This window comes from Streptosporangium sp. NPDC087985, from assembly GCF_044741965.1.
GTDB lineage: Bacteria > Actinomycetota > Actinomycetes > Streptosporangiales > Streptosporangiaceae > Streptosporangium.
Genome location: NZ_JBIUTQ010000022.1, coordinates 1 through 13,061 on the forward strand (window position 1 = coordinate 1; position 13,061 = coordinate 13,061).

General features: G+C 68.7%; 11 protein-coding genes and 1 riboswitch. Of the genes, 4 read left to right on the top strand and 7 right to left on the bottom strand.

Going from position 1 to position 13,061, the window contains the following annotated elements; genetic code table 11:
• Positions 1 to 220: 220 nt before the first annotated feature.
• From ACIN94_RS28160 to ACIN94_RS28170, 3 genes are all read right to left on the bottom strand, one after another.
• Positions 221 to 2,191 (bottom strand): hypothetical protein, encoded by a 1,971-nt coding sequence (locus ACIN94_RS28160; protein ID WP_400712271.1) that lies wholly within the window; start codon positions 2,189 to 2,191, stop codon positions 221 to 223.
• Positions 2,188 to 3,930 (bottom strand): hypothetical protein, encoded by a 1,743-nt coding sequence (locus ACIN94_RS28165; protein WP_400712274.1) that lies wholly within the window; start codon positions 3,928 to 3,930, stop codon positions 2,188 to 2,190. The genes ACIN94_RS28160 and ACIN94_RS28165 overlap by 4 nt, the downstream gene beginning before the upstream one ends.
• Positions 3,931 to 3,992: 62 nt before the next feature.
• On the bottom strand, positions 3,993 to 5,132 hold the full coding sequence (locus tag ACIN94_RS28170) for a hypothetical protein (protein WP_400712277.1): 1,140 nt from the start codon (positions 5,130 to 5,132) through the stop codon (positions 3,993 to 3,995).
• A gap of 785 nt (positions 5,133 to 5,917) precedes the next feature.
• Here ACIN94_RS28170 and ACIN94_RS28175 point away from each other — a divergent pair.
• From ACIN94_RS28175 to ACIN94_RS28190, 4 genes are all read left to right on the top strand, one after another.
• A complete protein-coding gene (locus ACIN94_RS28175) occupies positions 5,918 to 6,133 on the top strand; it encodes a hypothetical protein (protein WP_400712280.1) in 216 nt (71 codons plus the stop codon).
• Positions 6,134 to 6,176: 43 nt separating this feature from the next.
• The gene (locus ACIN94_RS28180; protein ID WP_400712283.1) at positions 6,177 to 6,407 is read left to right on the top strand and encodes a hypothetical protein; all 231 of its coding nucleotides are present in this window, start codon (positions 6,177 to 6,179) and stop codon (positions 6,405 to 6,407) included.
• Positions 6,408 to 6,568: 161 nt separating this feature from the next.
• The gene (locus ACIN94_RS28185; protein ID WP_400712286.1) at positions 6,569 to 7,060 is read left to right on the top strand and encodes a hypothetical protein; all 492 of its coding nucleotides are present in this window, start codon (positions 6,569 to 6,571) and stop codon (positions 7,058 to 7,060) included.
• Positions 7,061 to 7,133: 73 nt separating this feature from the next.
• Positions 7,134 to 7,310: riboswitch (M-box (ykoK) riboswitch) on the top strand.
• 286 nt (positions 7,311 to 7,596) lie between these two features.
• The gene (locus ACIN94_RS28190; RefSeq protein ID WP_400712289.1) at positions 7,597 to 9,258 is read left to right on the top strand and encodes an NRAMP family divalent metal transporter; all 1,662 of its coding nucleotides are present in this window, start codon (positions 7,597 to 7,599) and stop codon (positions 9,256 to 9,258) included.
• A 98-nt stretch (positions 9,259 to 9,356) separates the two neighbouring features.
• Here ACIN94_RS28190 and ACIN94_RS28195 read toward each other — a convergent pair whose 3' ends face one another.
• The 4 genes from ACIN94_RS28195 to ACIN94_RS28210 all read right to left on the bottom strand — a co-directional run bounded on the left by ACIN94_RS28195 (position 9,357) and on the right by ACIN94_RS28210 (position 13,049).
• Positions 9,357 to 10,409 (bottom strand): serine hydrolase domain-containing protein, encoded by a 1,053-nt coding sequence (locus ACIN94_RS28195; protein WP_400712292.1) that lies wholly within the window; start codon positions 10,407 to 10,409, stop codon positions 9,357 to 9,359.
• A gap of 293 nt (positions 10,410 to 10,702) precedes the next feature.
• Positions 10,703 to 11,638, bottom strand: a complete 936-nt coding sequence (locus ACIN94_RS28200; RefSeq protein ID WP_400712295.1) for an ornithine cyclodeaminase family protein — start codon at positions 11,636 to 11,638, stop codon at positions 10,703 to 10,705.
• Between the two features lie 38 nt (positions 11,639 to 11,676).
• Positions 11,677 to 11,901 carry a 30S ribosomal protein S18 gene (gene rpsR / locus ACIN94_RS28205; RefSeq protein WP_400712298.1) on the bottom strand — a complete coding sequence of 75 codons (225 nt, stop codon included), beginning with the start codon at positions 11,899 to 11,901 and terminating at the stop codon, positions 11,677 to 11,679.
• Complete coding sequence (locus ACIN94_RS28210) at positions 11,898 to 13,049, bottom strand: CobW family GTP-binding protein (protein ID WP_400712301.1); 1,152 nt, start codon at positions 13,047 to 13,049, stop codon at positions 11,898 to 11,900. Before ACIN94_RS28210 ends, rpsR begins: the two co-directional genes overlap by 4 nt.
• Positions 13,050 to 13,061 lie beyond the last annotated feature (12 nt).

Below are 13,061 nucleotides of genomic sequence, written 5' to 3' on the forward strand. Positions count from 1 at the left end.
GATTCCAGAGCGGCAGGCTGAGGAAGCACCTGCCGGTGGGTCTGCGATCTTGTGTTCAACGTAGCCATCAAAATGCACCTCCTTGAGCTGACGGCTGGGGCTGGTCAACGCGGGGCTTCAAAGCGCATTACCGCGCCTCAAGCCCCCTCCCTCAGGAGGGGGTCGTTGACAGCCAGGGTCCTTTCGAAAGAACGTGCACAGCGCAGGTGGGACGGGGTTGTCAGCAGGTGAGCCAGCGCACCGTCGTGGTGATCGAGTCGTTGAGTCCGTAGAAGGTCAGGGGGGCGGTGACGGAGGCGGGAACGCCACACCAGCGGCGGATCCGAAGGGCGCGCAGGTTGATCACGTCTCTGCGCCCCTGTTTCAGCGTGCCGCTGGACGGGGTCACGGCCAGTCCGGGTGCCGTTATCCGCCAGTCCAGGGATGCCTTGGAGTCGGTGAGGACCAGGCTGCCCTGGCCGAACTCGTCCAGTGTCACCACGGGTGGGATCCGTACCCGTTCGGCGAGCTCGTGCGGGACCGCGGGGGCGGCGTCACCGGTCGTGACGGTCCGGGTGACGGAGGACTCGAGCGATCTCACCGACCCCTGACCCCCGATGACCGGTCCCAGAAGGTTCATCCCCGTCAGGGTGCCCGTCGCGCCCGCGACCACGATGATGACGATCTTGATGGTCGTGCTCCGGACCCGTTCCCCCGCCCACGCGAGCGCCTCCGCGAACCGGACTCCGGGACCGAACCGCACCCCTTCCGGCTCGCCGATCGACTCGGCGTAATCCTTGATCGCGGGCGTCCGAGTGCCACCGGACCCGCGGGGGACGGCGGGGATGGCGGGGTCGGTGGCGGTCACGTCGTCCGGGCGGGCAGGCAGCTCACGCGCCCAGACCTGGGAGAGCAGTGCGTCGTAGAGGGGGGTGTCACGTCCGGGTGGGGGCGGAGTGGACGGCGGGCGGGGCTGGCGGGCCGGAACGGGCGGGAGTGTGGAGCGGTCCGGCAGCACGGGATGGTACGGGAGTCTGGAGCGGTCGGAGCGGCTCGGACGGTCGGGACGATCAGAGGAACCTGAACGGTCGGGACGGTCAGGGGAGGGCGGAGGGTCCGGGTGCTCGGGGGAGGCTGAACGGTCAGGACGATCGGGGGACCCTGAACGGTCGGGACGGTCAGGGGAGGGCGGAGGGTCCGAGGGGTCCGGCCGGGAGGGGCGGCGGGGTGTGGAGCGGTCCGGCCGGACGGGGAGGTAGGGGAGCGTGGAGCGGTCAGGCCGGGCGGGTTTCACGGCCCGCCCGGGCTGGGTCTCCTCCTGCGGTCTCTCGAGCCGCGGTCTCTCGGGCGAGCCGGGATCCGTCACCTGGGCCGGCTCGGGGCCGGCGCCGGACCGCGGTGGTTTCACGGCGGGTGGGAGGGAGCCGAGGAGTCGCTTCCGCACCTTGGCGGTGAGAGGCGAGATCCTTGGGTGAGAGATCATCTGCGGGACCGTGTAGCGGATGTTGATCGGCCGCGTACACGTGGAGCATTTGATCATGTGAGACAGCAGGTCCGCGCGGGCGCTGTCGAACTCGGGGGGTGAGAGCGTCCGCTGCTCCTCGGGCTCTTCGGGTTCCTCCGGTTCCTCGGATTCCTCGGGTCCCTCCGTTTCCTCGTGCTCGCGGAACTCCCCGGGAAACAGGGCGTCGACCAGCGGGGAGAGTTCCGGGCAGGTGTGACGGCCGTGGACGATGGCGTCCAGCCCGCTCACCAGGGTTTCGATCAGGTCCTGGGTGCGGGTCGCGAGCCTGATGACCTCCTCCACGGGCATCGCCAGCACGTGGGAGAGATCAACGGTCGCCAGCTCGTGGCGGTACATCAGCCTGAGCGTCTCGGTGCCCAGCGGGTCGACGATCGTCCAGACGCGCGTTATCAGCCGGATGTCCGGCATGCCCGGCCCGGCCTCCGGCACGTACTGTTCTCGGTAGCCGGGGGCGGCGCGGCAGTCACGCCGTAGTAAGGCCAGCAACCGCCCCCGTGCCGTGACGCCCCTGGGCGCAGGCTGGGCCTGGCAGGCGGCCAGCACGGAGGCGACCGCCGCCTGTGTCCGGTCAGGGGTGAGGTGGTAGACGGCGTAGTCCATCAGGTGCGCGCCGTGCTCGCCCACCCAGGCGGCCGCCCCCTGGCCGGGACCGAGCACGGCACGCCCAGCTCCAGGGGAGTTGCTCATGGGCCGGTGTACTCGGCCCGACCCGGGGTGGTCTGTCCGGTGTCGGGCTGTATGACCCAGCTCCGCTGGGTCTGTCCGGTATAAGGCTGTACGGCCTGGCCTCTCTGCATCTGTCCGGTGTCGTGTTGTACGGACCAGTCCTGCTGGGTCTGTCCGGTGTAAGGCTGTACGGCCTGGCCCTGGTTGATCCGTCTGGTGTCGGGATGCACGGCCTGGCCCTGGTGGGTCTGTCCGGGGTCAGGCAGGCCGGCCGGCTCCAGCGGGGTCTGTCCGGTGTCAGGCTGTCTACCCTGGTCCGGCTCGACCTGGCTGGTGCCGGACGGCACGGGCGGCAGGGTGGAGGGGTTCGTCACCACGAGTTCGAGGTTCCGCTCAGGCAGCCCGGTCAACTTGGTCCAGTTGCTGACCTGGCCGGGTGCCGGATCCGCGTAGAGCCAGCGGATGAAGGCGGGCCACTGGCACGAGTCGCGAGGTATGGCCGGGCCGCCGCTCTGGGCGGCCGAATCGAGTCCCTGGAGCTCGGCGGCCGAGTAGTCCCGGCACGGAGGAGTACCGGGCGGGGCGATGTTGAGATCCCATACGCCGTTCTCGTCCGTGTAGCGCATGTTCCTGTCCAGCCCCAGAGCCTCCTGAGCCCGCCGGAGAAGCTCCGGATCCCGGAAGATCGGCAGGGAGTTGCCGTCTCCGGCGACCTCGCCGTTCGGAAGTGGCGGAGTGGCGGGCTGCACGGTCCTGTCGGAAGCCTGGGGCAGGTTCTGGCCCGGACCGGGCTCAGGGGTGGGTAGCTGCGCGTTCTGAGGTGGGTTCTGGCCCGTGCCGGGATCAGGGGTGGGCAGTTGCATGTCCGGGGACGGCTCCGGCGTCGGCTGGGAGGGTCTGGCCCTGTACGACGGCCGGGCAGGCCAGGGGGTGTGTGAGGAGTGGTGGCGGTGCCTGCGGGCGTGCGAGGACTTCGGAGTCGCCGGGGGCTGGGCCGGTTCCGCGGTGGTGGGCGGAGGCGTGACGACCGGCTCCGCCGTGTCTGCGGGGACCTTGGGCTGGGCCGTGGTTGAGGGCGTCTTCGGCCCGTCACTGTCCGATGGTGCCGCAGGTTTGGGCGTCGACTTACCGTTCGAAACCTTGAGTGCGATCTGCGTCTCGGCCTGCTTCGCGGGCTGCTGGATCTGGCTCCCGCTCTCCGAGATGCTGCCGGCGACCTTCTTGGTCGGCGCGGGGGCGGGGACCGGCTTCGCCGGGGGCGCCTGCACCGCTGTCGTGCGGCCGGGGTCGGGGACGTTCCGCACCGGCGCCGCACGGGAGTCGGGGGCGGGCTGCGCCGCTGTCGAACGCTGGGGTTCCGGAGCCGAGGATGCCTTCTTGGGCGGGGCCGCCGCCGTGTCATCGGGACTTCCGGGCCGTTGCAAAGGGGCGATGGCACTGGCCAGCACGGCGAAGGATACGCAGTCCCCTCCGCTACCGCCGACCGCGTGCCCGTCGACGGTGGCGGTCAGGCAGAGCCGCGGATCCTTGGAAACCTTGCCCGTGATCATGCTGCCCTCGTCCGCTCCGGAGAGCGGGACGGCCTGATCCCCGTCGGCCGGCCCGCGGGACTTCCACGCCCGCGCACTGTCGTCGAGGTGGTAGGTGCCCGCCGCCAGACGCATCGTGTTCCCCTCGACAGGATGCGAACGGGCGGCGATGACGGTTCCCAGCCCGGCACCGACACCGAACACGCCGATGGCGATACTCGCGGTGATCACCGTCGCACGTGAGGGTTGACGTGAGGGTGTCATCATGGATGTTCCTCTTCTTCCAGGGGGTGTCAGTCGCCGTGGCTCTCCAGGACATCGCTCCACTCACCCAGCACGCGGACGGGCTCGGTGGAACCGGCGGGAGGGACATGGGCTACGTACATGCGTCCGTAGGTCGCGCTGACGGAGTGAGTGAAGGCTCTGTTCGCGGTGCGGACGGCGGCCGAACCTTTGAGGCTGACCTTCGCGCCCACGTACTGAGCCCTGCGTGCGTCGACGGAGCGGGCCGCGTACCAGACCAGGGCGCCCCCGTCGCTGGTCCTCAGTGCGCGGACCGGACCTTCCTGCTGGTAGGAGAGCCGGAGGGTCCAGCCCGCGTCCTCCAGCCGGGCCCGCTCCTGCTGCCAGAACTCCACGACCTCGCTGGTCCACGGCCCGTCGGCGAACATCGGGTCCGGTTCGGCGTCCGCCATGCTGGCCAGGTGCGCGGCGGCGACCTGACGCGGGGTCGCGAGCAGTCCGGGAGCGTTCTCCGGCAGGCTCGTGGCGTAGCCGTCGGAGTCGGCCGCGATCTTGGGGAACTGGGCGGGAGTGGACTGTGTGTCGGCCGCGGAGGCCACCAGCCGCCAGCCGGCGGGAGTGGAGCTCATCACGTCGAAGACCCGGGCGATCCCCGGCCTGTAGCAGATCGCCACGAACCAGTCGGGGGTGCCGTCGACATGCCGGGGAATCCACACCTTCGGATTGGGCCACATCCCGGATGCCACTCCGGTGCCCTCCAACCGGGCGGTCTTGAAGCTCGCCCGTGACATCTCCAGCGCGAGCCCGTGCTCCAGCTTCCCCATCGCTTCCTGGTCCAGCGCGATCTGCGCCTTTGACAGCTCCCGCTGGTAGCGGCCGTGGATGCCGTACACCTGCTTGGCGGAGAGCCCGAGGGGGTGGGCGGCAGCCGAGGCCTCGACGGCCGGGGGGACTGTGACCAGGACCCTCGCCTCTTCCGTGGCGACGGTCCTGGGCTTGGAAGACGGCTGCGGCGTGCTCCGGCCGTCCTGCCCGGAGCCGGAGGGGACCGGGGTCGGCGGGAGAGGGGTCGTTGCTTCCACGCCGGTCTCGGAGGGCAGCGGAGCCGGATTGGCGACCAGGGCCTGTGGCTCGGAGGGACTCCTCAGGGTGAGCCAGATCCCGGCTCCCGCGAAGATCGATAAAATCACTCCGGACAGAATGACCTTCCGCCAATCGAATGCGGCGAGTCGCTCAGGGTGCCAGTCCTGAGGATGATCCCATTCATGCTCGGCGGAAGCGTCACCGCGGCCAGAGGGCCCAGCCTGCCTATCTGGGAAATCTGATGCGCGCCATGACATAGGTCCAAATATTAGACTGACCGTGATCTGTTTGGAAGGTAAAGGGGTTGGATAATCGGCAGTTATGGCTATTGGTTTATAAATAATACATAAGCCATAATAGGGTGGGTCCGAAATCTGCAGGGCGGTGACCTGGGGATGTTCCGACAACTGGACCATATCGTGACATATCTTGACTTGTGCTCCTAGTGGCGCTGACTGCCCCGCCGGCTTTCCTGTTGATCCACTATTTCCCTGACCTGCTGCCGGTGTTCACCTCGCGTTGATTTCCGGATCGCTGGCCGGAGACGGGAGGGGTGAGAATGGAATCGTTTTCACGTTCGGATTTCCGCAGGGCCGTTGCCCTGTCCGGTATGAATGGCCTTCGCGTATTTGGTGGGGTGTCCCGGGGATGAAATGAGGTTTCGGTCTTTCCGGACTGCGCGCGGTCGGTCCAGCTCCCCCGTGACGCGGACCCCCTTGGTGAGCGTGTCGGCCAATCCGCCTCCGGCCTGCCGTACGGGGGCTGCCGGGCGCCGAGGTTGAGGAGGCGCGGCGTAGTCTGAAAGTGACGCCGGGTAGTTCCGCGGCGCCTCCTTCGCTTGGACGGCAGATCAATGGCGAACAGTGAGCCAACGTGCGAGCTCCATCTCCGGATGACCGGGCAGCCTCGCGACCTGATGCTCCGTCTGCACGGCGCCGAGCCCACCGAGGAGGAGCTGGCCGGATGGATGCGGGATGGCGCGGTGATCCGTCTTGAGGTCTCCGAGGCGGGGAGTCACCAGATGCCGTACAGCATGTTGGTGAACTTCAGCAGCGTCGCCTTCGCGTGGATCGTGCCCTTGAGGCCCGGCAGAAGAGTGACCTTCTAGCGGGGTATGGACCTCTTGAGGACAACCAGCGCGGGGGGCTGCCATGACCGTCTACACCCTGTCGATCGTCGAAGGCGACATCGACCACATCCCGTCAGGCGAGGACATCTTCTCCTCACACTCCCCGATCACCTTCGATGACCTGGACCTCTTCACCCTGATGTGGCTGACGGAGCACGGTTACGAGGAACCGGGCAGGAAGGTCGTGGTCACCTCGCCGGGCGGGAGCCTGGACGGGGTCCGTGTGATCGCCTCCCAGGACGTGGACCTCTGAGTGCCGTCTGCCGCCGGGTGGCATCACTCTCAGCGGCCGTCCCCGCCTCCGTCACCGGTGAGTCCACCACCTCCGAGGGGCAGAGACCCATGGGGGCCGGGCCGTACTCGCCGGCGCGTTCGGATATCGGAGCACCAGACGGTGAAGAGCGGAGTCGCGGTATGAACGACGAGACGGTAGCCCTGCTCTTCGACGTGGTCAGGCTGTTGGAGGTGAGCATCGTGGCACACGACTGCCCGGCCATGGTGGTCATGGACGGCGAGCGCCGGCTGGTGCTCAGCGACGAGGACTATCTCCGCGACGAGCCCGCCGCGGCCGCCTTCGAAACGAGAGCCGCCGCCGCGGCCCAGGAGGTCGGCGCCACCCGATGGGTGCTGGCCGTGCCCCAGGTGTGGGTGTTCAAACCACCGAACACGGTCGCCATGCGGGCGGTCTCCAATCACCCCCTGCGCGAGGACGAGCAGGAAGCGATCACCTGGATGAGCTGTGACCACGACGAGGGTGTGGACTACGGGCGGGTCGCATACACCCGGCCCGACGGCGAGCCGGTCTTCGACGATCCAGAGGTGTTCACCGTGGGAGTCCAGCCGCACCAGAGCATGCCGGGCTTCAAGATGCTCCAGGCCTACCTCGCGGACGGGCCGGGCGGGTGACCGGATCTCGCCTTCTTCCTTTTTGCCCTTCGATGGTTGTCGCGCCTGACAGGGCGTACCTACCCTTTTCAAGTAGGCACCTCGTTAGGTGAGGCGTCTGTCCGGATACAGGCCACTGACCCCACGACGTCGAGAGACGCCCAGGTTCAGGACACCTCTCCCCGGCTTAAGGGGTGAGGCCAGGTGGCTTCCCGCAGGAGTCCTGCGGGCATACGCCGGGCAGTGCCGAAGCTCTTACGAGATGTGGGGTGCGCCACCCGTTGTGAGGTGGGTTCCCCGTCATGGATGCGGCATCGCAGATTGCGGTGTCCGGCCGGGCGGAGGTGAGGACGTGTCAGGAAGTAGTCCGGGTCGAAGTCGAAGTCGGTCTGTCGTTCGCGTGTCCTCATCTGTTCTCGGCACGCGGTAGTCACCTTTCTCGCGTCTCGCACCTGCCCCGCCCCCCGGGTTCAGCCTGCGGACCCGCGCCCTGCGCGCGAGGAGGATGACCGCGCGCGTGCCCCCGACAGTCTGTTCCGGGCTGAGAGGGGTCCACCATGACCACCACCGACCCCACCCTGACCGGCGGCGGCATCGTCGAGCGCCGTGTCGCGGCGCTCGACGATGCCCACGTCGGCGATATCCGTGGCGCTCTGGGCACCATCCGGTACGGTGACACGGCAGCCCGGCGGGGCCTGTCGGCCAAGTTCAGGACGTTGCTGGCGATCCTCGGTCCCGGCCTGATCGTGATGGTCGGCGACAACGACGCCGGCGCGTTCGCCACCTACGGCCAGGCCGGCCAGAACTACGGCACCAAGCTGCTGTGGACGCTGCTGCTGCTGGTCCCCGTCCTGTATGTCAATCAGGAGATGGTGCTGCGCCTGGGCACCGTCACCGGCGTCGGCCACGGCCGCCTCATCCTGGAACGGTTCGGCAAGTTCTGGGGCGCGTTCAGCGTCATCGACCTGTTCATTCTCAATGCCCTCACCCTCGTCACCGAGTTCATCGGCATCACCCTCGCCGCCGGATACCTCGGCCTGCCGAAGATCCCCGCGGTGGTCCTGGCCGGGTTGGTGATCGTGGCGGCGGCCTTCACCGGGTCCTTCCGCCGCTTCGAGCGGATCGCCATCGTGCTGTGCGGCGCGTCGCTGCTGCTCGTCCCCATCTATTTCATGGCGCACCCCGCCGTCTCGCAGATGGCCCACGACCTCGTCGTCCCGTCGCTGCCCGCCGGTTCCGGCGAGATGGCCACGCTGATGCTGCTCGTCATCGGAATCGTCGGCACGACCGTCGCGCCGTGGCAGCTGTTTTTCCAGCAGTCCTACATCGTCGACAAGCGCATCACCCCCCGCTTCATGAGGTACGAGAAGGCCGATCTGTGGATCGGCATCGTCGTGGTGATGATCGGCGCGGCCGCGATGATGGGTTTCACCGCCGTGACCTTCGCGGGGACCCGGGGCTTCGGGAACTTCACCGACTCGGCGGGCATCGCGCACGGCCTGGAGGCCTACGCGGGCAGGACCGTGGGGGCGTTGTTCGCCATCGCGCTGCTGGACGCCTGCGTCATCGGCGCGTTCGCGATCTCCCTGTCCACCGCCTACGCCATCGGGGACGTCCTGGGCCTGAAGCACTCACTGCACCGGCGGGCCACGCAGGCCAAGGGGTTCTACGCCGTGTACGCCGGTCTGATCGCCCTGTCGGCGACCGTCGTTCTGCTCCCCGGCTCGCCGCTCGGCCTGCTCACCGAGGGCGTGCAGACCCTCGCGGGGGTGCTGCTGCCCAGCGCCTCGGTGTTCCTGCTGCTGCTCTGCAACGACAGGCAGGTCCTCGGGCCATGGGTGAACGACCGCAGGACCAACCTGTTCACCTCGGCGGTGGTCGGCGTGCTGGTCACCCTGTCGATCATCCTCACCGCCGCGGTACTGTTCCCCGGCATCACCGCGGCCCAGATATTCATGATCATGGGGGTGTGCGGTGCGGTCGGGGTGCTCGCCGCCGGGTACGCCCTCGTCCGTCGCCGCCCCGCCGCCGCGGGTCCGGCCGGTGAACCGATCGACCTCATCGCGAGGGGGGACTGGCGGATGCCGCCGCTGGCCATGCTCACCAAGCCGGTCATGTCCACCGGACGGAAGGTCGGCATGGGAGTTCTCCGTCTCTACCTGGCCGTCGCCATGGTGCTGGTCATCGTCAAGATCGTTCAGATGGCGCTTGGCCACTGAACCTCGTGACCGCGGAACCACTCATCCACACAGCCGTCCCAACGACGGCATGCCGGACCCCGACGGCTGAGGTCCGGCCAAGGCCGCGTGACGGGCCACTAGCTCCGGCTGTAGGCCGCCTGTCGCAACGTGTTGTCGAGCGCGTTGCGCGCGGCGACCGTCAGGTTCCGGTCGTAGGTGACGACCACCGCTATCCCGTTGTCCCACATGGCGAAGAAGGCGCTGAACTGCTGCGGGGTCGTCGCCGTCGAGCTCCAGTTTCCGAAGTGGAACAGGTTGTACCCCGACGCCGTGGGCACCACGTACATTCCCAGCGAAGCGGTCGGCTTACCTGGGGTGGTGAGAGCCCTGATGAATCTGTGGCCCGCCGGACTCAGGAGCCGGGCGCGAGGGTCGTAGGCGCGCGCGAACATCGCGTAGTCGACCGCTGAAATCTGCCAGCCGCCGAACGCTCCCATGGCACGTGTGCCTGAGCCGATGCTGCCCTGCGCACCGCGCGGCGCCAGTGCCGTCCGCTGGCAGTAGCTCTCGTAAGGTTCCCGGGTGATCGTCTGGATGACGAGACCGAGAATCGCGTAGTTGATGTTGTTGTAGACCTCGCTCGCGGGCGAGGTGCCGAGAGGCCGCGCCAGGGCGCGGCGGATGAGGATCACATCTGAGGAACCGGCGTTGGGAATTCCGGCGAGCCCGCTCTGCGTAGGGTCGAAGGTGATCCCGCTCGTGTGCCGGAGAAGCTGCTCGATGGTGATGTTGCCGACCGCTCTGCTCGACCAGGGCCCGGTGGCTCTCCGGAAGCTCCGCGGCAGCGCGCGGAGCTGCGTGTCGAACCGTAGCCGCCCGTTGTCGATGAGCGACATGAGGCACACCGCTGTGATCGACTTCGACAGCGAGGCGACGTTGGCCGGCGTCTCCGCCGACATCTCGTTGTAGCCGAACGAGCCGACGAGCTGGTTGTCGCGCATCACCGCGAGGCCGGCGTTGCTGACCCTGTTGGCGGACATCCACTGTCTGAGGGCGGCGTTGACGCGATCCTGCACGGTGGTCTGGGCGTGGACGGGAACAGGCGCCGAAACCGTGACCGCCACCGCCATCGTCATCGTCATCGTCATCGCGAGGGTGAGCATCATGACACGCTTGAGCTTTACGATCACAGACGACCTCCGGCGGGCGGGCTGTCGAGGCGGGGACCTGGGGTGTGGGACGCGGAGCAGTGCGATGAGCCGGGCTCCGTCTCTCCGATGATCTCTGCGGCATTGTGACAGCGGTTGACGGAGTCGCCGAGGACATCGTCACGTTCCATCCGGCGTGGCAGTCCCGTGAATGACTCCGGCGGTGACGTTTCCCTGGCTTCCAGGAGGTACCGGCAGGCCGTCGGCGAGGTGCCTGTCGGGCCGGGGCCGTTTCCGACGGTCCCGGCCCGGACCGCTTCCGCGCGGGCTGTGGGTCACTCCCACAGGGGGAGTGGCTGACCGGCGCCGTTTTTGACCGCGGCGGCGTAGAGCGCCTGCGCGGCGGTCACGTCCTGGATCGCGGTGCCCGTGGAGTCGTAGACCACGATCTCATCGGCGTTCCCGCGGCCTGGCGCGGCGCCGAGCACGATCTCGCCGAGTTCGGCTCTGACGGGGGTCTCGGGGCGGTGGTGCAGTTCGCCGACCTCGGCGCACTGGTGGGTGACGTCGGTGATCAGGGCGGCGCCCGCCAGCAGGTCGTCGTGGAGTTCGCGTTTGGCGGGGGCGTCCGAGCCGATGGCTGCCACCAGGGTGCCCGGCCGTACGTCCTGTAGACCCAGGTAGGGCTGAGTGGCGGGGGTCAGCGTGACGACGATGCCGGCCTGCCGTGCGGCCTCCGCTGGTGTCGCGGCGAGGTGCGCCCCGTGCTCGGCCGCGAAACGTCCGGCCTTGGCCTGGTCGCGTCCCCATACGATGACCCGCTCGATCGGGCGGACCGCGCGGATCGCCTCGATGTGGCTGGCGGCCTGAGCGCCGATGCCGAGCACGGCCAGCGTGGATGCGTGGGGAAGTGCCAGGTGGCGTACGGCCACCGCGGTCGCCGCGGCCGTACGCAGCCGGGTGACGGTGGCCGACTCGAGGAGCAGCAGTGGTTGGCCGTTCGAGCCGTCGAACAGAGCGATGACACCGACGATGCTCGGCAGGCCCAGCGTGGCGGGCCGGTCGTAGAAGCAGGCGCCGATCTTGACGCCGACCACGCCGCCGAACCCGCTGGCCTTGATGTGGAACTCGCCGGGCGGGCTGTCCAGGTGCGTCAGGCGGCTGGGCAGGGTGTCGCCACGGGCGTAGGCGGCGAAGGCTTCCTCGATGAGGTCGATGTAGTCGGCCGGAGCGAGCAGCCGCTCGATGTCCGACTGTGTGATCATGAGCATGCTTGAAGACCTTTCCTAATTTTTCCTACTAAGTCCATCTACCGGGGCCGGGAGGCGTAGGGGAGCAGGGCCATCTCGCGGGCGTTCTTGATGGCCCTGGACAGCTGCCGCTGCTGCTGGACGGTGACCCCGGTGACCCGGCGGCTGCGGATCTTTCCGCGGTCGGAGATGAACCTGCGCAGCAGGTCGGTGTCCTTGTAGTCGACGTGGCTCACGCCGTGCAGCGGGTTGGCCTTCTTGCGGGGTGTACGGCCGGCTTTCATGCGGGTGTCTCCTTGAGGTCGAGCACGGAGGCGAACGGGTCCTGGTAGCCGGCCCAGAGGTCGGAGCCGGCCAGCGCCTTCTCCTCGGTGAGCAGGCAGAAGTCCAGGAGTGACAGGATGCGGTTCCGGTCCAGGTCGGGGCCGGTGAAGACGAGATGCTGGACACGGTCGCCCAGGGGCGGCGACCAGTCGAGGGTGGCGGCCATGCGGCGGGCGGGGCTCGCCATCTCCCAGGCGGCCTCGGGCAGCGCGGCCAGCCAGGGGCCGGTGTCCTCGACCGAGACGATGCCCGCCACGGCGTCCCAGGCGAGCAGGCGCTCGTGCCGGTTGGCCAGCCAGAACCGGCCGCGGCTGCGGACGGTCTCGGTGACCAGCTCATCGACGGCGTCGAACAGCCGCTGCGGGTGCAGCGGGCGCAGCCGGTGCCAGACGACGGTGGAGATCTCCTCGGTCTGCGCGTCGCAGGGCAGCTGGGCGGTGGCCGGGTCGACGCGGGCGCCGAGCATTTCGACGTCGATCCCCGTGCCGGTGACCGACGGCAGGGCTGTGCCCAGCACGTCGGTCGGCGTGGTGGGAGCCAGGTGACCCAGCAGGGCCCGGGCGAGCTCGACGTCCTCCTCTTCCTCGCCGGACACGACGATGGCGGTGGCGTACTCGATCTGCCGGGCGAGCACCTCGGCCAGGTAGCGCTCGTCGCCGGCCGCTGCGAGTTTTCCGTGCTGGGCCAGGCGCTCGCCGCAGCAGATGTCGGCTGTCACACGCTCGGCGTCCAGGGCGGTCAGCACACCGGTCAGGCGCAGGGCGTGCACGGTGTCCTCGTGCCAGGCGAGCGCCTCGGCCACGGCGCGCGGCTCGACCGAGTCCCACAGTTCCGCGATGAGCAGGGGCGCCGAGCCCATCCGCGACAGCAACTCGGGGATGAGGTCCTCGCGCACGGTGCAGGTGACGCAGCCATGCGCGAGCCGTACCTCGTGCAGGTCCAGCACCCCCGCCGCGTCGCGGACGACACGCTCCACCCGCCCGGTGGTCACCTCCCGCAGGTCGTGGTGGACCGCCACCGATCCGGGATGCTCGGCGAGCAGGCGATCCACCAGGGCTGAACGCACTGCGGGATACAGGCCTGAAACGATGACGACGGGGACGGACATGCGATTTCCTTT